18 protein-coding genes are annotated in these 21,596 nt (G+C 63.7%); 9 read left to right on the forward strand and 9 right to left on the reverse strand.

What is annotated here, in order from left to right:
- Positions 1–50 precede the first annotated feature (50 nt).
- From ACIPG5_RS20845 to ACIPG5_RS20855, 3 genes are all read left to right on the forward strand, one after another.
- The gene (locus tag ACIPG5_RS20845) at positions 51–605 is read left to right on the forward strand and encodes a pyridoxamine 5'-phosphate oxidase family protein (RefSeq protein ID WP_401377792.1); all 555 of its coding nucleotides are present in this window, start codon (positions 51–53) and stop codon (positions 603–605) included.
- Between the two features lie 16 nt (positions 606–621).
- On the forward strand, positions 622–1,014 hold the full coding sequence (locus tag ACIPG5_RS20850) for a Rid family detoxifying hydrolase (protein ID WP_176511513.1): 393 nt from the start codon (positions 622–624) through the stop codon (positions 1,012–1,014).
- Positions 1,015–1,113: 99 nt separating this feature from the next.
- Positions 1,114–2,757 carry an acetolactate synthase large subunit gene (locus ACIPG5_RS20855; protein ID WP_401377795.1) on the forward strand — a complete coding sequence of 548 codons (1,644 nt, stop codon included), beginning with the start codon at positions 1,114–1,116 and terminating at the stop codon, positions 2,755–2,757.
- Positions 2,758–2,858: 101 nt separating this feature from the next.
- On the opposite strand, the gene ACIPG5_RS20860 is transcribed toward ACIPG5_RS20855, so the two are convergent.
- Positions 2,859–4,559, reverse strand: coding sequence for a peptidoglycan D,D-transpeptidase FtsI family protein (locus tag ACIPG5_RS20860; RefSeq protein WP_401377798.1), 1,701 nt, complete (start codon positions 4,557–4,559; stop codon positions 2,859–2,861).
- Positions 4,560–4,580: 21 nt separating this feature from the next.
- Positions 4,581–4,940 (reverse strand): peptidoglycan-binding protein, encoded by a 360-nt coding sequence (locus ACIPG5_RS20865; RefSeq protein ID WP_401377800.1) that lies wholly within the window; start codon positions 4,938–4,940, stop codon positions 4,581–4,583.
- Between the two features lie 70 nt (positions 4,941–5,010).
- Here ACIPG5_RS20865 and ACIPG5_RS20870 point away from each other — a divergent pair, with 70 nt between their 5' ends.
- From ACIPG5_RS20870 to ACIPG5_RS20880, 3 genes are all read left to right on the forward strand, one after another.
- Positions 5,011–5,922, forward strand: coding sequence for a LysR family transcriptional regulator (locus ACIPG5_RS20870; RefSeq protein WP_401377803.1), 912 nt, complete (start codon positions 5,011–5,013; stop codon positions 5,920–5,922).
- Between the two features lie 136 nt (positions 5,923–6,058).
- Complete coding sequence (mrdA, locus tag ACIPG5_RS20875; RefSeq protein ID WP_401377806.1) at positions 6,059–7,969, forward strand: penicillin-binding protein 2; 1,911 nt, start codon at positions 6,059–6,061, stop codon at positions 7,967–7,969.
- Positions 7,970–8,011: 42 nt separating this feature from the next.
- Positions 8,012–10,354, forward strand: a complete 2,343-nt coding sequence (locus ACIPG5_RS20880) for a penicillin-binding protein 1A (protein WP_401377809.1) — start codon at positions 8,012–8,014, stop codon at positions 10,352–10,354.
- Positions 10,355–10,418: 64 nt separating this feature from the next.
- Here ACIPG5_RS20880 and betT read toward each other — a convergent pair whose 3' ends face one another.
- Positions 10,419–12,653, reverse strand: a complete 2,235-nt coding sequence (betT, locus tag ACIPG5_RS20885; protein WP_401377811.1) for a choline BCCT transporter BetT — start codon at positions 12,651–12,653, stop codon at positions 10,419–10,421.
- A gap of 816 nt (positions 12,654–13,469) precedes the next feature.
- Between betT and ACIPG5_RS20890 the strand changes: the two genes are divergently transcribed.
- Positions 13,470–14,021: a GNAT family N-acetyltransferase gene (locus ACIPG5_RS20890; protein ID WP_236193725.1), complete on the forward strand. Its 552-nt coding sequence runs from the start codon at positions 13,470–13,472 to the stop codon at positions 14,019–14,021.
- A 30-nt stretch (positions 14,022–14,051) separates the two neighbouring features.
- On the opposite strand, the gene ACIPG5_RS20895 is transcribed toward ACIPG5_RS20890, so the two are convergent.
- Positions 14,052–14,765: a tellurite resistance TerB family protein gene (locus ACIPG5_RS20895; RefSeq protein WP_236237187.1), complete on the reverse strand. Its 714-nt coding sequence runs from the start codon at positions 14,763–14,765 to the stop codon at positions 14,052–14,054.
- Between the two features lie 155 nt (positions 14,766–14,920).
- Here ACIPG5_RS20895 and ACIPG5_RS20900 point away from each other — a divergent pair, with 155 nt between their 5' ends.
- Positions 14,921–15,298 carry a DUF4440 domain-containing protein gene (locus ACIPG5_RS20900; RefSeq protein WP_401377814.1) on the forward strand — a complete coding sequence of 126 codons (378 nt, stop codon included), beginning with the start codon at positions 14,921–14,923 and terminating at the stop codon, positions 15,296–15,298.
- 32 nt (positions 15,299–15,330) lie between these two features.
- Here ACIPG5_RS20900 and ACIPG5_RS20905 read toward each other — a convergent pair whose 3' ends face one another.
- From ACIPG5_RS20905 to ACIPG5_RS20920, 4 genes are read right to left on the reverse strand one after another with little or no spacing between them, the layout of a single operon-like run.
- Entirely contained in the window at positions 15,331–16,290 is a 960-nt protein-coding gene (locus ACIPG5_RS20905; protein WP_401377816.1) for a zinc-binding alcohol dehydrogenase family protein, read from the reverse strand.
- 52 nt (positions 16,291–16,342) lie between these two features.
- On the reverse strand, positions 16,343–17,497 hold the full coding sequence (locus tag ACIPG5_RS20910; protein ID WP_401377819.1) for an MFS transporter: 1,155 nt from the start codon (positions 17,495–17,497) through the stop codon (positions 16,343–16,345).
- A 46-nt stretch (positions 17,498–17,543) separates the two neighbouring features.
- A complete protein-coding gene (locus tag ACIPG5_RS20915) occupies positions 17,544–19,211 on the reverse strand; it encodes an amidohydrolase (protein ID WP_176511500.1) in 1,668 nt (555 codons plus the stop codon).
- 18 nt (positions 19,212–19,229) lie between these two features.
- The gene (locus ACIPG5_RS20920; protein ID WP_401377822.1) at positions 19,230–20,549 is read right to left on the reverse strand and encodes an alginate export family protein; all 1,320 of its coding nucleotides are present in this window, start codon (positions 20,547–20,549) and stop codon (positions 19,230–19,232) included.
- 182 nt (positions 20,550–20,731) lie between these two features.
- On the opposite strand from ACIPG5_RS20920, the gene ACIPG5_RS20925 reads away from it, so the two are divergent.
- A complete protein-coding gene (locus tag ACIPG5_RS20925) occupies positions 20,732–21,346 on the forward strand; it encodes a TetR/AcrR family transcriptional regulator (protein WP_401377825.1) in 615 nt (204 codons plus the stop codon).
- Between the two features lie 9 nt (positions 21,347–21,355).
- Here ACIPG5_RS20925 and ACIPG5_RS20930 read toward each other — a convergent pair whose 3' ends face one another.
- On the reverse strand, positions 21,356–21,547 hold the full coding sequence (locus ACIPG5_RS20930) for a DUF1289 domain-containing protein (RefSeq protein ID WP_176511497.1): 192 nt from the start codon (positions 21,545–21,547) through the stop codon (positions 21,356–21,358).
- Positions 21,548–21,596: the final 49 nt, after the last annotated feature.

Consider the following 21,596-nt stretch of genomic DNA (forward strand, 5'->3'; position numbering starts at 1 on the left):
ATCTCCGGGCCGCACTCGGTACGCGGCCCTTTCTCCTCTAGGCGATTGCCATGCTTGATCTGATATTGGCCAAGGTCTGGTCGGATTTATCCATACCGGTTGGCAGTACGCCAAATCCATTTCGCTTGATGCAACTGGCCACCGTCGATATCGAAGGGCAACCCAAGGTACGCACGGTGGTCTTGCGCCATGCCGATGAGTCGACGAGGTCGATCATCTTTTATGCGGACAAGCGCTCGGCGAAGCTCGCAGAGATACGTGCCGAACCCAGAGTCGCTATGACCTGCGTAGATCCGACCGGCAAGCTGCAGCTTCGGATAGAAGGCCAGGCTGAACCTGTGTCGGATGTTTCGCGCCTTGCCCAGCACTGGGAGCAGGCCCGAGCCAGTACTCAGGCGCTCTTTCGCCATGGGCGCCTGCCAGGCGAGGCGATTTCTTCACCTTGCGCAGCCTATGAAACGCACGTGGAGGGTTTTGAAAATTTCGCACTGGTGGTTGTCCATTTGAGAAAAATCGAGTGGCTCGACCTTTCCCAGGATATCCACCAGCGGGCCCGCTTCATTTTGCAAGACGAGCATTGGCAGGCAGGTTGGCTCGCCCCCTAAGACAGGATCAAATCTGATGAGCAGAATCGCTATCCACAGTGATCAGGCGCCGAAAGCTATCGGCCCGTATTCGCAAGCCGTGCGCATGGGTGACCTGGTTTTCCTGACCGGGCAAATCGCGCTTCACCCTGAAAAGATGGAATTGGCGCAAGGGATCGAAGCCCAAACCGTTCAGGTGCTCGAGAACCTGCAGGCCGTCGCACAGGCCGCAGGCGGTAGTTTTGTTGACGTAGGGAAACTCACTATCTACCTCACGGAACTCTCGCACTTTGCGGCCGTGAACGAAATCATGAGCCGTTACTTTGCAGCGCCTTACCCCGCACGCGCCACGGTCGGCGTGTCGGCGCTCGCACTGAATGCCTTGGTTGCCATTGACGCCACCCTGGTACTTCCCCGAATGGCCGAATAATCCAAGCGTTTGCTCTTTTCCATGAAATTCATTCGGCACCGGGTAAAGGCCTCGTCCTCTGCCCGCGTGGCTCACTCTCGACAGTGGCAGGACCAATAGATGGCCAAGGCAGCTGATCTCGTTGTGCAATGTTTGGAAAGTGAAGGTGTTGAGTATGTGTTCGGCATCCCCGGGGAGGAAAATCTCGATCTGCTGGAATCCCTGCGTAAATCCAGGATCAAGTTGGTACTGACTCGTCACGAGCAGTCTGCAGGTTTCATGGCAGCGACCTATGGGCGCCTGACCGGCAAGACTGGCGTCAGCCTGTCAACCTTAGGCCCCGGCGCGACCAACCTGGTCACCGCCAGCGCCTATGCATATCTAGGCGGCATGCCGATGATGATGATCACCGGCCAGAAGCCGATCAAGAAGTCCAAGCAGGGCCGCTTCCAGATCATCGATGTGTGCGACATGATGGCCCCCATCACCAAGTACACCCACCAGTTCGCCTCCGCCGACAACATCCCGTCGCGCATGCGTGAAGCGTTCCGCCTGGCCGAGGAAGAGAAGCCGGGCGCGGTGCACCTGGAGCTACCTGAAGACATCGCCGCCGAGCAGACCGATGCGTTACCGATCCCTCAGAGCCTCCACCGTCGACCGTTAGCCGAGCACAAGGCGATCGAAGCGGCCGTTGAGAAGCTGCACAAAGCCCGCAACCCTCTGCTGGTGATCGGCGCCGGTGCGAACCGCAAGATGACCGCCAAAGTCCTCAAGCAACTCATCGACGAGACTCGCATCCCGTTCATCACTACCCAAATGGGCAAAGGTGTGGTTGACGAGCGCCATCCCTGCTTCCTCGGTAATGCCGCGTTGTCGTCCGGTGATTTTGTACACCGTGCAATCGAAGCCGCCGACCTGATCGTCAACATCGGCCATGACGTGATCGAGAAGCCGCCGTTCTTCATGGTTCGCGGTGGCACTGAAGTCATTCACATCAACTTCCGTGCCGCCGAAGTCGACGCCGTGTACTTCCCTCAGATCGAAGTGATTGGCGACATCGCCAACGCTGTGTGGCAGATCCATGAAGCCCTGACTGACACCTCGCACTGGGACTTCACCCGTCTGATGGCCATCCGTGAAGCAAACGAAACGCAGATCTCTGAAGGCGCTGACGACGCACGCTTCCCCGTCTATCCGCAACGCCTAGTTGCCGACCTCCGTCGCGTATTGCCGTCCGAAGGCATCGTTGCCCTGGACAACGGCATCTACAAGATCTGGTTCGCCCGCAACTACAAGGCCCACAAGCCCAACACCGTACTGCTGGACAACGCCTTGGCGACCATGGGCGCCGGCCTGCCATCGGCCATGGCCGCGCACCTGGTGTACCCGGACCGCCCGGTGATCTCGGTGTGTGGCGACGGCGGTTTCATGATGAACAGCCAGGAGCTGGAAACCGCAGTACGCCTGGGCATGCACATCACCGTGGTGATCCTGCGTGACGACGGCTACGGCATGATCCGCTGGAAACAGGCCAACATGGGCTTCACCGATTTCGGCCTGGACTACGGCAACCCGGACTTCGTCAAATACGCCGAAGCCTATGGTGCCAATGGCCACCGCGTGGAAAGCGCCGAAGGCTTGCTGGCGCTGCTCGAGCACTGCATCAAGACCCCAGGCGTGCACGTGATCGACTGCCCGGTCGACTACAGCGAGAACGACCGCATCTTGAACATTGATATCCGCGAGCGCAGCGCGGCGGTGTGAAGCGCCCATCGCCGGCAAGCCGGCTCCCACGCAGGCCTGAAGGCCGGTGATATTCCTGTGGGAGCCGGCTTGCCGGCGATGAGGCCGGTACTGGCCACAGGTCAGGGCAGATTGTCCGGTGCGATGCTGTAAAGCCGAAGCGCCTGCGCCATGACCTTGCTGAAAACCGGCGCCGATACCAGCCCACCGAAATAGCCGTGCGTGGACGGGTTGTCGATCATCACGACCACCACGAATTTCGGCGCAGCGGCAGGGCCGAACCCGGCGAACATCGCCCTGTACGCCTTGTGCTGGTAGCCCTTGCTGGTAGCGCTGGGCCGCCTGGCGGTACCGCTCTTGCCGCCCACGTGGTAGCCCGGCACCTTGGCCCGATAAATGCCCCTGGGCGCTTCGACAACCTGTACCAGCATGTGCTTCAGCGCATTGGCCACCGGTGCCGGTATCGCCTGACGTGCGTGCGCAGGTTCGCCGACACGCAACAGCGAGACCGGCACACTTCTGCCGCCATTGACCAGGGTCGCGTAGGCCTTGGCCAACTGCACGGCGGTGACGGAAACGCCATAGCCGTAGGACATCGCCGCGGTTTCGGCGTCGCGCCACTGGCGTCGGCAGGGCAGCACGCCCGAACGCTCCCCGGGGAACGCCGTACCGGTCGTCTGCCCCAGGCCCACGCGCTGCAGCAGGCCATGAATCGTCTCGCCGCCAATGTCGAATGCCACCTGGCTGATCGCAACGTTGCTGGAGCGCACCAGGATCCCGGCCATGTCGAGCCGCTCGCCGGCGGTGCGCGAGGCATCCCGGATGGTGAACCTGCCCACCTTCAGGCTGCCGGTTCTCACCAGCACGGTGTCGGACGGTTTCCAGCGCCCGCTTTCCAGTGCAGCGGTCACCGAGAAGGGTTTCATCGTCGAGGCAGGCTCGAACACGTCCACCAGCGCTCGGTTTCTCATCGCTGATGGGCTGGCCTGTGCACGGTTGTTGGGGTTGTAGCTGGGGTAGTTGGCCAGGGCCAGCAGCTCCCCGGTCTCGACATCGAGGATCACGACACTTCCGGCGTCGGCACCATTGTCGGCCACGGCCTTGGCCAACTCGCGGCTCGCCAGGTACTGCAGGCGTATGTCCAGGGACAGCGCCAGGTCCTGCGCCTGTTTTGCAGGCCGGCTCACGCCCAGGTCCTGGATCACCTGCCCCCTGCGGTCCTTGACCACATGCTGCCTGCCGCTGACCCCACGTAGGGCCTGATCGTAGGCCAGCTCCACGCCCTCGCGGCCGTTGTTGTCGATATCGGTAAAACCGACGACCTGCGCGGCGATGGCACCTGCAGGATAGAAGCGCTGCGATTCCTCCAGGCTGTAGATACCCTTGATGTGCTGTTGGTGGACCACCTGCAACACCTGCCCGGCCCGGTCAGGGGGCAGGCGCCTGCGCAGGTAGAAAAACGCCTTGTGGCGGTTTTGCGCAAAGCGTTTTTCGAGCGTCGCAAGCGGCATCTGCAACGCCTGGGCGAGCGACGGCCATTTGGCCTGCTCGGCAGACAGTTCACGCATGTCAGCCCACAGGGTCACCACGGGGGTGCTGACAGCCAGCGGGTGCCCGGCGCGGTCGGTGATCACCCCTCGGGGCGCGGGGTGGGTCAGATAACGCAGGCTGCGCGCATCACCCTGTTGGCGCAGGAAGGCGTTATCGACGATTTGCAGCTCGACAATGCGCCAGCACAGCGTCAACGCAAGAATAAGTACAAGGCCGACCACGAGCCTGAACCGCCACGGATAACCGGGCAGCGTTCTAGAAGGGGAACGCATCTAAACACTCACAGCGATGAATCAGGGCAACAGCCAGGCGGGGGGTTCAATACCGAGCCATTCCAGAAGTTGCACATTGACGCTCCCGGTCAAGGGCAACGCGTGGTCCAACTGCAGCAGATAGATGGCCTCTTGTGTTTCGCTGCCAAACAAACCATCGATATCGCCTTGATAATAGTTATGCCCCTGCAGCGCGACTTGAAGTTCAGTTATCAATTGCTTGCCAAGCGGCGTCATTACACTGCCGTGCAACTCACCTTGTGGCGCGATGGAGGCGGCATTCAACGTGCCGACAGCAATAGCCAGCAGTAAGCCCGCAACAACTTTGCTTGCGTTCATCAATATCAATTTACCTGCCCAACCAATAACCGATTCATGCATTAGCTAACTATTTGCCGGGCATTGTCCGCACCCCTATACTATTAATCAATCAACTATCAAGATATCTGATATGAAAAGCTTTGATATCGAAAGTGTCGACCTGAACCTGCTCAGGGTTTTCGTCGCCCTGATCGAAGAAGGCGGCGCCAGCCGCGCGGCCATACGCCTGGGCGTCACCCAGCCTGCGGTCAGTGCCGCACTTGGCCGCCTGCGTGAAATCTACGCCGACCCGTTGTTCGAGCGCACCGGCCGTGGCCTGCGCCCGACCCGGCGCGCCAACGAGCTGGCACCGCTGATTGGCGAGGCCCTCAATTGCTGCCGGCAAGCCCTTGCGCTTTCAGGCGGTGACCAGGACATCAAGGGCAGGACGATCACCCTCGGTTTGTCCGATGACAGTGAAATCGCCCTGGGCCAAAGCCTGGTAGCGCAGATCGACGAGCACCTGCAGGGCTTGCGGGTGATTTTTCGGCAGACCCACAGCGGCCTGGTCCAGGACATGCTGATGCGTCACCAGATAGACATCGCCTTGTCGGCGGGCGGGATGTCGTCGCCGCTGATCGCCCGGCAGCGCCTTGGCCGGGGCAATTACCTGGGCATTGCCGATGCCGACAACACCCTGCCCACCACCGCCGAAGACTACGCCCAGCGGCCCCACCTGCTGGTCTCGTCGGCGGGTTTCGTCGGCATCGTCGACGAAGGCTTGAATGCCGTAGGCTACAAACGCCGTATCCACGCCTCGACCTCGCACTTTGCCGCCGTGCCGTTTCTGCTGATGGGCTCGAAACTGATCACCACGGTGCCAACCCACGCGGCACGCGCCATGGAAAGGGTCAGCACGCTGCAAACATTCCCCTGCCCCGTGCCCATGCCCTCCTACGACCTGGAAATCGGCACGCGAGTGGGCAGCAAGCACGACAGCACGCTGCAAAGGGTCAAGGCGATGATCATCGAACTGGTGGATAAAACCTTTTGCCTGACCTGAGCCCGCAATAGCCCTTGTGTGACATCAACCGGGTTGATATCAGATAGCCCGAAGTGCGCATTGATGAATACTTCACGCGCCTTAGAATAAAAAACCCAAAAGCGTAAGGCCTGCAAAAAGCGGTAAGTATTTCCAGATGACACATCCCACCGAACTACAGGACAGGGAAGCCAGCCACAGGATTGTAAAAACAAGAATTATCGCCAGCGCCATACTGGTCCTGGCCCTGACAACCGCACTGGTGTGCCGGTTGTACTTCCTGCAAGTCACTCAGCATGATCTACACGTTGCGGTCGCAGAAAAGAACCGCGTGCATGTGCGGCCACTCGCAGCAGCACGGGGCATCATCTATGACCGCAACAACGTCGTGCTGGCCGACAACATCCCCACCTTCAACCTGACCATCACCCGCGAACGCGCGGGCGATACCAAGGCCGTCGTCAGCCAGTTGTGCCAGGTGCTGGGTTTGAGCGCCAGTCAACGCGACAAGCTGGACCGGGCCTTGCACCGCAGGGGCAGAGCCTTCGAGCCCGTCGTGTTGATGACGGACCTCACCGAACAGCAGATCGCACGGGTGGCAGTGAATCAATTTCAACTGCCGGGCGTAGATGTTCACGCACAGTTTTCACGGGTGTACCCGTTGGCCGAACACTTCGCCCATTCGGTGGGTTATGTCGGGCGCATCAATGAAAAAGAGTACAAGCAACTCGACCACGCAAAATACCTGAGCACGGAACAGATCGGCAAAACCGGCATCGAGCGCTTCTATGAAAACGCCCTGCATGGCCAGATGGGTTTCGAAGAAGTGGAAACCAATGCGCAAGGCAAGGTGATCCGCGTGCTGGGCCGGCACAACCCGACCCCAGGCCAGGACATCGTGCTGACCATCGACGCGTCACTGCAAGGTGCTGCCGAGCAGGCCCTGGGCGACCGGCGTGGCGCTGTGGTCGCTCTGGACCCGGCAACCGGCGAAGTGCTGGCCATGGTCAGCCGGCCCAGCTTCGACCCCAACCCTTTCGTCAAGGGCATCACTGCCCCGGCCTACGCAGCCTTGCGCGATTCAGCCGACATGCCGCTGTTCAACCGCGTGCTACGCGGCCTCTACCCCCCGGCCTCGACCATCAAACCGATGGTGCTGGTGGCAGGGCTGGACAGTGGCGTCATCACCCCCTACCAGCGGGTATTCGACCGTGGCTATTACGAGCTGCCCAACTACCGGCACAAGTACCGCAACTGGAATCGGGCCGGCGACGGCTGGGTGGATATGTACGACGCGATCATGCGCTCCAATGACACCTACTTCTACGACCTGGCCCACAGGCTGGGTATCGAGCGGTTGCACAGCTACCTCACCGCGTTCGGCCTGGGGCAGCGGGTGTCGATCGACCTGTTCGAGGAAGCGCCCGGGCTGATGCCCTCCCCAGCCTGGAAGCGCGCCACCCGCCGCCAGCAGTGGTACCCCGGCGAAACGCTGATCGCCGGCATCGGCCAGGGCTATGTGCAGATGACGCCGCTGCAGATGGCCCAGGCCACCAGCCTGATTGCCAGCAGAGGCATCTGGAATCGGCCGCACCTGGCGCTGTCGATTGGCGGGCAAAAACCGGCCGACCCCCACCCACTGCCCAACATCACCCTGAAAAACCTGGACACCTGGCGCGAGGTGGCAAAGGGCATGGAAATGGTCATGCACAACCCGCGCGGTGCCGGGCGCCGGGCAGCCCAGGGCGCGCCCTACCGAATGGCCGGCAAGAGTGGCACCGCGCAGGTCATCGCGATCAGGCAGGGCGAGCGCTACAACCGCAACAAGACCCGCGAACGCCACCGCGACAACGCCCTTTTCGTCGCCTTTGCCCCCGCGCAACGCCCGGCCATCGTGGTCGCCGTGATGATCGAGAACGGCGAAGCCGGGGCCCGGGTCGCAGGGCCGGTGGTCAGGAAGGTCATGGACGCCTGGCTACTGGATGCACACGGGCAGCTCAAACCGGAATTCGACGTCGCGCATGCCCTGCAAAACGCCCCGACCGACGCACGCGTTGGAATGCTCTGACGCTCCCCACCGCCATCGAAATACCCACTCAAGGAGCAACGAATGCGGCTTTCAAAGGCCCTGGGCTGGTGTGCCCTGGCACTTGCCAGCGTGCTGGTGCTGGGTGCAAGCGGCACCTATCTGTACCTCGACCCACAATTGCCCGATGTAGAAACCCTCAAGGCCGTGCAACTGCAAGAGCCGCTGCAGGTATACAGCGCAGAAGGCAAGCTGATCGCCGAATTTGGCGAGATACGCCGTATCCCCCTGCCCTCCTCGCAAATCCCCGGCGACTTCCTGGCCGCCTTCATGGCTGCGGAGGATGCCAACTTCTACCATCACCGTGGCGTCGACCCCACAGGCCTGCTGCGTGCGGCCCTGGAGTTGATCAGCAGCGGGCACGTGCGCTCCGGCGGCAGCACCATCACCATGCAGGTGGCGAAGAACTTCTTCTTGAGCAAAGAGAAGACGTTCTCACGCAAACTGACCGAGATACTGCTGGCCTTGCGCATTGAACGCACATTGACCAAGGACGAAATCTTCAACCTCTACGTCAACAAGATCTACTTGGGCAAACGGGCCTATGGCATCGCAGCCGCCGCGCAGATCTATTACGGCAAGCCAGTGTCCCAACTGACCCTGGCGCAGACCGCGATGATCGCGGGCTTGCCCAAGGCGCCCTCACGCTTCAACCCTATCAACAACCCGGCAAGGGCCAAACAACGCCGCGACTGGATTCTGGGGCGAATGTACGCGCTGGGAAGCATCGACCAGGCCCGCTACCGCGCCGCGCTGGCAGCCCCCGTGACCGCGCGTTATCACGCGCCTGCACCCGAGGTCAGTGCCCCCTACATCGCCGAAATGGTCCGGGCGCAGATGGTCAGCCGCTACGGGGATGACGCCTATACGCAAGGCTTTCGCGTGGTAACGACGGTCTCCGGCACGCTGCAGGCGGCGGCCAACGCTGCACTGCAGAACGGTTTGAAAACCTACGACAAGCGCCACGGCTATCGCGGCCCCGAAGGCCACCTCTCCGGCAGCCTGAGCCCGGCATGGCAGGAAAGGTTGAAAGGGTATCCGCAACTGGGCGGCCTGGAAGCTGTGGCGGTGACGAAGGTGTTCGCCGACCGCATCACCGTGCTCGACCAGGCCGGCCAGCAACACGACGTCGCCTGGCAGACGATGGCGTGGGCCCGCCCCTTCATCAACCACAGCGCACAGGGGCGCCAACCGGCACGGCCTGCAGACATCGTCAGGCCGGGCGATGTGATCCGCGTTGAGCGGGCAGGCTCCCAGCGCCGCTTCAGCCAGGTGCCCGATGCGCAAGGCGCGCTGGTGTCGGTAGCGCCGGGCAATGGCGCGATCAAGGCCCTGGTCGGTGGCTTCGATTTCAACCAGAGCGGTTTCAACCGCGTGGTACAGGCCAAACGGCAACCGGGCTCAAGCTTCAAGCCCTTCATCTACTGTGCGGCGCTCGACAACGGCTATACGCCGGCGAGCATCGTCAACGACGCGCCCATCGTGCTGGGCGGCGACTACGCGGGGCCAGCTTGGCGCCCGCAGAACGAAAACCGCACCTTCCTCGGCCCCATTCGCCTGCGCGAAGCGCTGTATCGCTCCAGGAACATGATCTCGATACGCCTGCTGCAAGCCATGGGCGTCGATTCGACCATCGACTACATCACGCGTTTCGGTTTCGACGCCAACGACATGCCGCGCAACCTTTCCCTTGCCCTGGGCACGGCCTCCGTGACCCCCATGGCGGTGGTCGGTGGCTGGAGCGTGCTCGCCAACGGCGGCTACAAGGTCACGCCTTTCTTCATCGACCGGGTCGAAGACCGCGCAGGCCGCATCGTCTTCAAGGCCACCCCGCGTTCCGCGCCCAGCGCCGACAACCCGGCACCTGAAGTAGCCGCAGAACAGGTCGTGGACAGCCGCACGACCTACCTGCTCACCAGCATGCTCCAGGATGTCATCAAGCGAGGTACCGGCCGCGCCGCTTCCGCCCTGCATCGCCCCGACATCGCGGGCAAGACGGGCACCACCAACGAAGCCAAGGACTCCTGGTTCACCGGCTACAACGGCAACTACGTGACGAGCGTCTGGGCAGGTTTCGATCAGCCGCAAAGCCTGGGGCGGCGCGAATGGGGCGTGACCATCGCCCTGCCCATCTGGATGGACTACATGCAGGCGGCACTTGCCGGAACGGCCCCCCACTCGCAGCCCATGCCCGACGGGGTGATAACCCGGCTGATCAACACGGCGGACGGGACGGCGGCATCGGCGCAGGGGCCGCAGACGGCCATGGAAGTGTTCAAGGCCGAGAGCGCGCCGGCGATGAGCACCACGCAGGGGGGTGACCCATCGCTGAACGCCACGCAGCAAACCCTGCAGGACCTGTTCTGACACAGGCCCAAGGGGCCACGCGAAGGCGCTGGCCCTCTTCTTCGCCTGCCGCTACCGTGCGCCATCAGCGATCAAGGCAATGCCTGGGTGTCAGCACGGAGGGGGTGGCGTTCTCGCTGGAGAAAACAAGGAACGCCAAGTGGGCCTCATAGCGATTGAGCACATCGTCCATGACCTGCTGCTTGGTCAGGCCCATCAAGTCATAACCACCAGACCCCGTCTGGGTGAACACCTCCAAACGGTAATAGACATCGATCTCGCGCGTCATGCGGCCACTGAACATGGGCACAGGCGCCTCGACAATGGCGACGTGGTAATGGAAGTCCCGGAAGCTGTCCATCGATACCCGCAGCATCGGTTCCTCGACGCCGCGGGTATTGACCAGGCTTTCGCGGATGACGTCATAGCCCTGCTGGCGAAATTCAGCGACGACCTCGTCCAGCGCAGGGCCCACTGTTCGGTCAAGGAACTGGGTGACCTGGCGCAGCGTTGGGTACGCCCGCAGGTGCTCAAGCCGTTGCTTCCACGAGCGCTCCGGGACCTGCCCGCCGCCAGCCGCCATCGAGGGCCGGCGCAGCACGCGCCCTTCACGTTCGGCACGTTCCATGCGCAATACCTTGTAGAAAGATGCCATCACCAGATAAGCGATGATCGTCACCGGTAGCGCGAAGATCAGCGTTGCATACTCCATGGTCGTGACCCCGCCTGCGACCAGCATCGCCACCGTGAGCATGGCCGTGAGCAAGGCCCAGAAGATACGCAGCCAGCTCGGGCCGTCTTGGGCAGGGTCAGGGATCGTTGCAGAAAAGTTCGACATCACCATCGCTCCGGAGTTGGCGCTGGTGAGGTAGAACAGCAAGCCGGACAGCGTTGCCAGGCCAATCAGAAACATCGAGCCAGGGAACATCTGCAGCAGTGCGTACCAACCCTGCTCGGGGCTGTCCATCGCCAGCGTGGCGAACTCGGTGTTGCCCTCAAGCACCTGGAACAGTGCGCTGTTGCCGAACAGCGAGACAATGATGAAGTCGCAAAGCACTGGCGCTGTGACTGCCGCAAGGACGAATTCACGCAAGGTGCGGCCGCGCGAGATTCGCGCCAGGAACACGCCGACGAAGGGCCCCCAGGCCAGCCAGAAGGCCCAGAAAAACAACGTCCACCCCGCCATCCAGCCGGCCCCGTCGGGCTCGTAGGCAAACGTCTGGAATGTGCGCGCGGGGAAGCTGACGAGAAACTGGCCGATGTTCGACACCAGTGCATTCAACAAGAACGCCGTCTGCCCTGTTATCAGGATGTACAGCATCATCGCCACGGCGCTCCAAAGGTTCAGCTCGGCGATCCAGCGGATGCCTCGGTCAACCCCGGAGGTGGTGGCGGCAATGGTCAGCGCTACAGCCCCCAGCACCAATGCGATCTGTAATGACAGGCCCTGTTCCAGGCCGAACAACAGCGAAAAACCAACGCTCAGCAGTACCACGCCGATACCCATCGACGTGGCGACGCCAAATACGGTGCCAACCAGCGCAATGATGCTGATGCCATCGCCCAAGGGGCCGCGCACGCGCTTGCCAAACAGCGGGTAGAGCGCGGCGCGGATCGACAGCGGCATGTCCCACCGATAGGCGAAGTAACCCATGGCCATACCCAGCAGGGCATACATCGCCCACCCGGCGATGCCATAGTGAAACATGGTCCAGACCACCGCATCCTGCATGGCCTGGGCAGTACCGCCTTCGCCGCTGGGCGGGTGCAAGTACTGCACGACCGGGCCTGTGACCGAATAGAACAGCATGTCGATGCCGACCCCTGCGGCGAACAGCATGGCGACCCAGGTCACCAGCTTGTACTGCGGCCGCGAGTGGTCAGGGCCGATGCGCACGTCCCCTTCTTTGGAAAACGCGACCCACAGCACGAAGCCGATGACCAGGGTCATCGTCAGCACGTAGTACCAACCCAAATTCGTCGCAATCCAGTCGGTGGTGTGCTTCATCGTCGAGCGTGCTGCATCGGGCATGAGGATCGTGGCAATGGAAAACGCCAGGATCACCATTGACGAAATCAGCAGCACGCGCCAGTTGATGCGCGCCTCCCGATGTACGACCAATTGGTCGTGACCTTTGCTGAGGTCACTGCGCGATACCGGAGGGTCGTCAGCGTCGCCTGGCCGCCCAGGGCGGCGAGGCGTGCCGCCAAATTTGCTGCGTTCGAGTGCTGGCATCGACTTCACGCAGGGGCCAGCAGTCGCTGGGGTGGTCGGATCATCACCGTTGCAGTGTTGATCCTTGGGAGGTACGAAGGGCATGAGCTTTCTCCTGTTGCGTACTTCATTCGACGCCGCCTGCTCAGGCTTGCCTTACAGTCGGAGCGAATTCCATCCATTCGGTTGTTTCATGCACGCGCGCATGGGCGCGTTTGGGCAGCGGTCCCCAAAGCAGGCTCGCCCGGCGCCCGCACAAGTGCGTGGGCCAAGCGTGCAGACGCCGTGGAAAGCGCATTTGAAAGCGGGGCTCGAACCACCTTGGGTAGCTCGGTTCCGCTGATGAAACGCCCAGCCAGGAAAGGGCCTGATAACGGCGACCACACTGATCGTGCGGGGCAGGATTGCCGGTTCTGGACACGGCTCCGTTGGCCGGGCGAGAGGCCGACAGCGCAGGGGTACCACGCGTGTCGGCGAGATGCACCGCGGTTCCCGCAGCGCCAATCAAGGGTTTCGACTGAGCCTTGGCTCAGTCGAGGGTGAAAGCCCTGGGCAGGGAGCATCGCCAGGGTTGGCGTCGTCGTTAATGCCGGACGACGCTTGGGGGGGTGTTTGGGTGCAACCCGCGAATTGTAACGATACAGGCAGCCAAATAGAAGGTTCGCACACAGCTGTCGATCAGAAGCTGCGCAAATCGTTGTGGCCAGTCAGTGCCAATGACGCTACACGCACGCGCTCACAAGATATTTGCTCACCCAAGTTCAACAGCAAACTCAGTGTAAAGCAGCCGACAAAGCTGTTGCCGTGGTGTCTCCAGCGCGACAGTTGAGGGATGTTTGCTCTGCCAAAGCCGCCCCTGAGCACCTGGCGCCTTACTTGCAGCAGCCTCGGTCATCACAGGCGCAAAAAGGCCGTAACCCCATGACCCACTCAACCCCATTGCCAGGGCTGCTGATTCGCAAACCCGTCCCCGACGACGCGACCGCCATCGCCACCCTGCACATCCGCAGCTGGCAGAGCGCCTACCAGGGCCTGCTGTCAGCCAATTACCTAAACGCCCTGAGCACCACTGTCGAACGCCGCGTGGCGTTCCTGACCCAGGCCATCGCACAGAACACACCGTCAATACGGGTAGCGGAACTCGATGGCCAAACCGTGGGCTGGTGCTCCTTCGGCCCGAGCCGCGATGAGGGCGCCACTGCAGACATGGGTGAGCTCATGGCCATATACCTCGACCCAGCGGCCTGGGGGCAAGGCATTGGTGAAGCATTGTGGGCGCAGGTACGACAGGCGCTGAGCGCTGGCGGCTTCGAGCAGGTGAGCGCTTGGGTGCTTGATGGCAACGTGCGCGCCAAGCGCTTTTACCTCAGGCAAGGCTTCATCGCGCAGCAAGCGAGCCAGCGCGTGGTCGAAGAAGACGGCGAGCCACTTGCGTTGACGCGCTATGGCCTGAAGCTCGGCCTCCCCACGTAAAGACCCCTTAGCCGTTGAAGTGACGCCTGGTCACGCTCCGCCCTTGGCCTGCTGCTCCAGGTGCACCTGCAACGCCGGTTCAATCTGCAGCGCGCTGGCCAGCTCGTCGAGGTAGGCGCGCTCGGCGTCGCCCTGGTCATTCACCAGCATCACGCTGGCCAGGTACATTTCCGCGGCCATGGCCGGGTCCTTGGCCGCCTGGGCCACTTCGGCCGCATCCAGTGGCTTGCCGACTTCGTCATCGAGCCACTGCTGCAGGTGCGGATCGTTGGTGTGGCGCTTGATCTCGGCGTAGATCACCTGCTCTTCCTGCTCGTCGATGCGCCCGTCCGCCTTGGCGGCGGCAATCAGCGCGCGCAAGATTGCATGGCTGTGGTCTTCAGCCTCGGGGCCGGACAATTGATCGACTGTCTGCAGCGCCTGTTGCGGCGCCGCGGCCTGGCTGCGCTGCCAGCTCTGATAGGCCTGGAAGGCCATCATGCCCAACGATGCCAGGGCCGCATAATTGGTACCGCCCGAACGCCCCTGGGGGCTGCCGCCAGCGCTGCCACCGCCCAGCAGCCCGCCGAGCAGGCCGCCCAGGCCACCGCCGCCACCGCTGCTACTGCCGCCGCCAAGCAAACCGCCAAGCAAGCCGCCCAGCCCGCCCAGGCCATCCTGCGCGGGCATGCCGCTGCGTTGCTGTTGCGCCTGCGAGCCTTGCCCGGCGCGCAGTAACTGTTCAAGCAGATCACTGGTGTTCATGGCACCGCCCTCGGTCGCTCGTCGTGGCACAGACAAGCAACGATAGCCCCGTAAAGGCCATCCGCCATGACCGCCTGACCAGCGGGAAACCCGGCGCTTGCGGTCATGCTCGAGGTGTTCAGGCATAATCGGCCACCCAACCAGGACGCCACCTCATGAATCCCTACTTTCAAGAAGTCATTGACCTGCACGAACTGATCGAGGCGCTGTTCTGCCGAGGTGAGGCCCAGGTCCAAGCGATGGTCGAGCGGTTCCACCCGGACTTCTCCATGGTCTCGCCTTCAGGTATGGAGGTCGGGCTGCAGCAGGTAGCAGCCCTGTTCGCCCAGCGTGCAGGCAGCCAGCCTGGATTGAGCATCGAGCTCAGCGAAATGCAGGCCTTGGCGCAGTGGCCGGACGGTGCCCTGGTTCGCTACCGGGAAACTCACCGGCTGCCTGGCCAGGAGGCAAAGACGCGGATCTCGACGGCGCTTTTCAGCCTGCAGGGCGAGCAGGTGCTATGGCGTCATCTGCATGAAACCTGGGCCGCGTGAGCGGCCTGCCCTGGCCTGATATGCCGCAATAGCTACACGACGAACACGATGCGTTCTGCGCTGCTGCGCTGCCAGGCCGCTTCGACCTCGCTCAACGGCACGGCCAGGGCCTCGACCTTCATCCCCGCCGGTTTGATCGCCTTCAGCAGCTGCCCCACCACCTTCACCAACCCTTCGTTGGACACACTGCCCAGGCCACTGCCGAGCATCTCCAGGCCCGTGCCGCGCAATACGCTGGGGTTCATCGGCAAGGTCGCCCCGGCAATCGCGCCGATGTTGACGAAGCGCACACGTGGCGCGGCCTCGCGGCTGGCGTGGCCGCCCAGGGCATCGAGGATGCACGCGGCCGGTTGCCCCCACAGGTAATCCAGCACGATATCGACGCCCGGCCCGCGGATTTCATCGCGCAAGGCAGCGGTCAGCTGCTCGGCGGGCTGGTCCAGGCAGATGAAGGCATCCGCGCCCAGTTCGCGCAGCTCAGCTTGCACCGCGCGGTTGCGCGCCGTCGCTACCACGCGCGATGCGCCCAGGTGCTTGGCCACCTGAATCGCCAGGCGCCCGGAGGCACCGGCGGCGCCGTTGATCAACACGCGCTCGCCAGGCTTGAACCCCGCCCGTTCCTGCAGCGCCGACCACGACGACATGCCCGGGTTGGCGATCGCCGCCGCCGTGATGTCATCGATGCCATCGGGTATGGCCACGCAGCAGCGCGCATCCACGGCCACGGTCTCGGCCATGGCGCCGATCGGCGCGCGGGGGAAGGCGAAGTACACGCGGGTGCCGTCCTCCAGCAGGCCGACACCATCGGCCCCCGGCACCAACGGCAAGGTCTTGCCACTGCTGTAGTGCTTGCCGCTGGCCTGGGCACGCACCAGCTGGCTGAGCGCGGCGGCGCGCACCCGCACCAGCACCTCGCCCGCTGCCGCGTGCGGCGCGTCGATATCGCCATAGCGCGGGGGTTGGTCGAAGGCGTGGACGATGGCTGCTTTCATGAAGGGACTCCTAGGGGTAATCAGGCGTGCCGGCAACGATACCAGAAGCCCCTCACACCTGAACCAGCCCCCGCTGCGCGCGCAACAGCAGGCACTGCATCAACCCGCCGCCGACGATGGCGAATGCCGCCAGCAGGTAGATCACCTGCTCCCCCGAATACGGCAGCAGCCCGGCCACCAGCGCCGGCGCCACGGCAGCAGCGGACACCTGGACGAAGCCGATGGCCGGGGCCAGGCGTTTGCTTGGGTCATGGGTGGCGACGGTGGCCATGTAGTAGGTGAGCGCCAGCGTCCAGCCAACGTTCATCACGAACACCGCCACCGCCAGCTCCCCGGCCTGGTGCACGCCACGGGCCAGCATGGCCAGCGAACAGAGCACGGCCAGCGAACCCAGCGCGATCATCAAATTGCTCGACAGGCGCTGGCCGAACAGGCTGGGCAACGCCGAGCCCGGCAGGCCGCCGAGCAAGCCCAAACCCAAGGCCCAGCCGACATCCACCGGGGCAACGCCGCCCTCGACCGCCAGGTTTTCCAGAAAACCCCACACCGAGTAGATGCCCATCTGCAGGCACAGCATGCCGACCAGCGCATACAGCCCCACCTTGCCGCTGCCCGGCGCGTGCTGGATGACCTGCTCCGTGCCGAGCGGGCACACCGCACGCACATCCGGCAGCCAATGGCAGATCAGCACGATCACCGCAAACCACGCCGCCAGCGCGGTAATCGCCATGCTCAGGCCATAGCGCTCGGCAATCACCGGCAACACCGAGGCGAACGCCGCAAACAGCAAGGTCTGCAGAAACAGCATCGCGCCATAGGAGCGTGCCTGCTGCGGCAGCCGGCCCAGGGCGGTCAGCGCGCTGCTGTACAACAAGCCACCACCGACACCTGCCACCAGCCGGCAGGCCAGCAGGCCGGCGAAGCCCTCCGCCTGCACGCAGCTCAGGTTGGCGGCCAGGCCCAGCAAGGCACCGCCCAGGGTCAACAGGCGGGTGCCGACGCGGCGTTCGGCCGCCGGGCTGAACAGCGTGCCGACGATGACGCCGGCCATTTCCATCGACAGCACCCAGCCCTGCTGCTCCAGCGGCAGGTCGAACTTGCGCGCGAGCATGCCGAGAAACACCGGGCCGACGCCGACGATCATGGTCGAGGCGATGGCGATATAGATGAACAGAGTGCGGGTCACAAGACCTGTGCGTGCTTTCATGGGGGCGTGTTCCAGGCAACGCGGCCCGCAGGGGGCCGCGGCGGGGTCAGAGGGCGTTGTGGACGATGCGGCCGTTCATCATGGTCAGCGCCACTTCGGTCTTGCCGATGTCGTGCTTGTTCAGCTCGAACAGGTCACGCTCGAGGATGATCACATCTGCGCGCTTGCCTTCGGTCAGCGAGCCAATCTCGTGCTCCAGGCGCAGCTGATAGGCACCGTGCAGGGTGTAGGCGGCGATCAGTTGCGGGATGCTGAGCTTTTCATTAATGTCCGGCATCACCGGCGCGTCGGGCTCGCCGGCCAGCTGGCGGGTGTGGCCGGACTCGATGTGCTCCACCGGGCGGTGCTGGCAACGGCACTGGCAGGCCAGGCCGTCCATGCCGATGGACACGGTCACGCCCTGGTCGACGAAGCTGCGGAACTTGTACATCGAGCGCCAGCGCGCATCGCCATAGGAGCGGCGGATGGCTTCGGAGTAGGCATCGACCACGCCCCACTGCAGCTGGGTGTTGGCCAGCGCACCGACCTGTCGGAACCGCGGGATGTCGTCGGGGTGGGTGAGGAAGGCGTGGGTGATCACGTGGCGGCGGTCGCGCGGCGGGTTGGCTTCATTGGTGCGCTCGATCACGTCCAGCGCCAGGCGCACGGCAGCATCGCCCACGGCATGGATCATCACGTCGATGCCATGGCGGTCGGCCTCGCGCACGTTGCGCTCGAACACCTCTGCCGGCATCACCGTGGCGCCGCAGCTGTCGGGCTTGTCGCAGTAGGGTTCGAGCAAGTAAGCGGTGTGGTTCATCTCGGTGCCGTCGAGCATCATCTTCAGCGCCTGGGCGCGCACCAGCGGCGACTGGTAGCGTTCGCGCATGCTGCGCAGGATGGCCACCGGGTCGTCCTCTTCGCCCAGCGAGATGTAGCTGCCGACCACCCTCAGCTTCAGGCGGTCTTCGCGTTCGAGCTGCTGCAGGGTTTCGTAGAGCAGGTCCTGGTCGCCGCTGGGGTCGAGGAAGCCTGCGTCGAATACCGTGGTGATGCCCGCTGCCACCAGCTTCTCCTGCCACACGGCAATCGAGCGCAGGTACAGGTCGATGCCGGTGGGCAGGTAGCCGGCGTCGCTGATGCGCTTCATCAGCAGGAAGTAGGCGGCGCCATCGACCACCACGCCGGTGGGCTCGCCTGTGACCGGGTCTTTCTCGAACCAGCTGGCGCCCTCTTCCACCGGCGGCGTGTCGCGGTCGATGCCGGCGATTTCCAGGGCTTTGGAGTTGACCCACATGGTGTGGTAGTCGGTGGCCATCAGGCACACCGGCTTGTCTGGGCAGATGGCGTCGAGGGTTTCCCGGCGCAGCAAGTGCGGCGGCACCAGGGCCTGGATCCAGCCCATGCCGGTGATGGCTTTTTCGTCGGGGTGCTCGTCGACGTAGCGCTTGAGCAGCGCCAGCATCTGCTCGGGGTCTTCATGGTTGATGAAGGCCTGGAAGGCGAAGGCGGTGGTGCTGAAATGCCAGTGGGACTCGACGAACCCCGGCAGCACCAGCTTGCCACCGGCATCGATGCGCTGGGTGTGCGGGCCGGCGAAGGCCTGCACCGAGGCGTTGTCGCCCACGTGGACGATGCGCTCGCCACGCACCGCCAGGGCCTGGGCCCAGGGTTTGTGGGCATCGACGGTGTAGATGCGGGCGTTGTGGATCAGGTAATCGGCAGGCAAGGTCATGGTCGTTCTCGTTAGCGGTCAGTAGCGGTAGGTCAGGTACATTTCCAGGGCGCGGAAGGTGTCGTTGCCGAACACCTGGCGCGCCGCGGCCATGGGCTTGACCCAGTTGCAGGACACCGAGGCGTACAGGCGCTCGGTGGGCGCCCAGTCCAGGTACAGGGTGTTTTCGTCGGCGAAGCGCCGCTGGTCGACGGCGATGCCCTGGTAGTTGGGTTGGTCGAGGGAGAAGCGGTAGTGGATCGCGCCCAGCGCCAGGGTCGGGGTCAGGCTCAGGCGGGCGCTGTACTGGTCGACGCGCTCGTTGGAGTTGAACAGCAGGTAGTTGCCGACGATGTCGCCCACCAGCCACGTGCTCCAGCCGCTGAAGCCCTTGGCCAGTGGGTCCCAGCCTTGCTGTTGGTTGTCGCCGGGGTCGCTGTCGCCCGAGAAGCGGGCATGCCGCCAGCCCAGCTGCGGGGCCAGCGGCAGCGCGCTGAAGCGGTAGTTGGCCTGGGCGTAGCCCGCACTGGCGTGGTACTGCACGGCGTCGCCATGGCCACGTTGCAGGGCGTATTCGGCGTCCAGGGTGAGGTCGGCCAGGCCTGGCAGGTGAACGTCCAGTGCGCGCAGGTTGTAGACCCGCATGCCCTCGCGAGGGGCGTCGAAGCTGCGGCCGTGGCCGGTGGATTGCACGGCCATGGCCAGCGCGCCGAGGGTTGCGCTGTCGGCCATGCGCCAGTCGAGGTTGGCGCCTTGCAGGCGGTAGTCGCCCTGCAAGCGGTCGCTGGCCGCCAGGCTGAAAGCCTGGGCGCTGAAACTGTCGTGCTGGTAGCTCAGCAGCGCGCCGTCGTGAAAGGCGCTGCGCGGGCCGAGCCAGTAATCGCCCTCGCCGAACAGGTCGAGGTTGCCGTCCATCACGATGAAACCGCTGCCGACCTGATAGTCCTGGTTGCCCAGGCGCAGCCCCCAGTCGCCCTGGCGAACGCCAACGAACGCCTGCTCGACCGCCACCTGGCCGTCATCGCTGCGGGTGTAGCCTGCGGCATCGCCGTCGCCAAAGGTGTGCGTGGCCACCAGGGACAGGCCGGTCTCCAGCACGCGCTGCTCATTCCGGGCGTACTGCAGGGCAACGCCGGGCTTGAGGTAGAGCTCCTGCCAGGTTGCCTCCTGGCCCCGTGGCTGGCCGCTGCGTTGGTCGCTGTGGCCGGCACCAAAATTGATGCCATGGGTGGCAATGCTCGCCGCCCCTGCGGCAACGCTTGCCTGGCCCTGGGCCTGGCCGAGGGTGAAGCGGTAGTCGGCCAGGGCGCACGGTGCCAGCAGGCTGCCGAGCACCAAGGTGCCGAGGAAGTGACGCATGGTGACGCTCCTGTAAGAATTTTTTTTGTGTACAGGGCAGTTCGAAAAATGCAGCAAGGGGCCGGTCTGCGCCGGTCGAGGCAAATCTTTATTCGATAAGATGTTTTAGTCAATAAAATTTTATTGCGACACAAGAAAACGGGTATGCTCTGCGCAGAACACGCACAGGGCACAGGCAGACCATGAGTGGATTGCGGGAACAACAGAAAGCGGCGCGGCGCCAGGCCATCGGGGAAGCGGCGGTGGCGCTGTTCGCCCGCCAGGGCTACCAGGCCACCACCGTCGAGCAGATCGCCAAGGCTGCCGGGGTGTCGGCGCCCACCGTGTTCGCCTACTTCACCAGCAAGCAGGCCATCGTGCTGGAGACGCTGCGCGAGTCCGACGCCCGCGCGATGGTCGCCACCCGCCAGCGCATCGGCCGCCTGGACGACCCCGCCGAGGCTTTGTGCCAGTTGGAGCGGCAAGTGGTGGAACATGCCTTTGGCATGTTGCCGGCGGCGCTGTGGCGCGAGCTGCTGCCGCAGATCATCGGCCAGTCAGGCGAAGGCCTGCCGGCGGCGTATCGCAAGGTCAATGCCGTGCTGGTGCAGGAGATTGCCCGGGTGCTGAGCGACTTCAAGCAGCGCGGGCTGTTGCGTGCAGACCTGGATGTGGACTACGTGGCGTTTCTGATCAACGACTACGGCCACCTGCAGTTCCTGCGCCTGGCCAGCCAGGATGAGCCGGACTTTGCCGGGCATGCCCTGCAGGTGCGGCAGATGATCGAGTTGCTGTTGCGTGGGATGGTGGCGCGCTGACTGCGCCGTTCAGCGCTGCTTGGCGTTCTTCTTGGCGATGGCCTTCATGCGCGTGGCCGCGCGCTGCACGGTGGCCATCTTCTCCGGGCGCTTCATGCCACGCCATTTGCGGATTTCCTCGCGCGTGCGGCCACAGCTCACGCACAGCTCGCTGTTGAGCTGGCAGAGGGAAACGCAGGGGTTGTCGATGTCTTTGGCCATGGGCTGCTCCGGTGCGGGGCGCGGATCATAACGCAGCCCCCGCGATCAC

The sequence above is a fragment of the Pseudomonas sp. NPDC087029 genome, from assembly GCF_044745345.1.
GTDB lineage: Bacteria > Pseudomonadota > Gammaproteobacteria > Pseudomonadales > Pseudomonadaceae > Aquipseudomonas > Aquipseudomonas faucium.

What these genes read in the sequence shown, in the direction of transcription:
- ACIPG5_RS20845 (WP_401377792.1), top strand. Translation starts at nt 51, where the DNA reads ATGCTTGATCTGATATTGGCCAAGGTCTGGTCGGATTTATCCATACCG.
- ACIPG5_RS20850 (WP_176511513.1), top strand. Translation starts at nt 622, where the DNA reads ATGAGCAGAATCGCTATCCACAGTGATCAGGCGCCGAAAGCTATCGGC.
- ACIPG5_RS20855 (WP_401377795.1), top strand. Translation starts at nt 1,114, where the DNA reads ATGGCCAAGGCAGCTGATCTCGTTGTGCAATGTTTGGAAAGTGAAGGT.
- ACIPG5_RS20860 (WP_401377798.1), bottom strand. Translation starts at nt 4,559, where the DNA reads ATGCGTTCCCCTTCTAGAACGCTGCCCGGTTATCCGTGGCGGTTCAGG.
- ACIPG5_RS20865 (WP_401377800.1), bottom strand. Translation starts at nt 4,940, where the DNA reads ATGCATGAATCGGTTATTGGTTGGGCAGGTAAATTGATATTGATGAAC.
- ACIPG5_RS20870 (WP_401377803.1), top strand. Translation starts at nt 5,011, where the DNA reads ATGAAAAGCTTTGATATCGAAAGTGTCGACCTGAACCTGCTCAGGGTT.
- mrdA (WP_401377806.1), top strand. Translation starts at nt 6,059, where the DNA reads ATGACACATCCCACCGAACTACAGGACAGGGAAGCCAGCCACAGGATT.
- ACIPG5_RS20880 (WP_401377809.1), top strand. Translation starts at nt 8,012, where the DNA reads ATGCGGCTTTCAAAGGCCCTGGGCTGGTGTGCCCTGGCACTTGCCAGC.
- betT (WP_401377811.1), bottom strand. Translation starts at nt 12,653, where the DNA reads ATGCCCTTCGTACCTCCCAAGGATCAACACTGCAACGGTGATGATCCG.
- ACIPG5_RS20890 (WP_236193725.1), top strand. Translation starts at nt 13,470, where the DNA reads ATGACCCACTCAACCCCATTGCCAGGGCTGCTGATTCGCAAACCCGTC.
- ACIPG5_RS20895 (WP_236237187.1), bottom strand. Translation starts at nt 14,765, where the DNA reads ATGAACACCAGTGATCTGCTTGAACAGTTACTGCGCGCCGGGCAAGGC.
- ACIPG5_RS20900 (WP_401377814.1), top strand. Translation starts at nt 14,921, where the DNA reads ATGAATCCCTACTTTCAAGAAGTCATTGACCTGCACGAACTGATCGAG.
- ACIPG5_RS20905 (WP_401377816.1), bottom strand. Translation starts at nt 16,290, where the DNA reads ATGAAAGCAGCCATCGTCCACGCCTTCGACCAACCCCCGCGCTATGGC.
- ACIPG5_RS20910 (WP_401377819.1), bottom strand. Translation starts at nt 17,497, where the DNA reads ATGAAAGCACGCACAGGTCTTGTGACCCGCACTCTGTTCATCTATATC.
- ACIPG5_RS20915 (WP_176511500.1), bottom strand. Translation starts at nt 19,211, where the DNA reads ATGACCTTGCCTGCCGATTACCTGATCCACAACGCCCGCATCTACACC.
- ACIPG5_RS20920 (WP_401377822.1), bottom strand. Translation starts at nt 20,549, where the DNA reads ATGCGTCACTTCCTCGGCACCTTGGTGCTCGGCAGCCTGCTGGCACCG.
- ACIPG5_RS20925 (WP_401377825.1), top strand. Translation starts at nt 20,732, where the DNA reads ATGAGTGGATTGCGGGAACAACAGAAAGCGGCGCGGCGCCAGGCCATC.
- ACIPG5_RS20930 (WP_176511497.1), bottom strand. Translation starts at nt 21,547, where the DNA reads ATGGCCAAAGACATCGACAACCCCTGCGTTTCCCTCTGCCAGCTCAAC.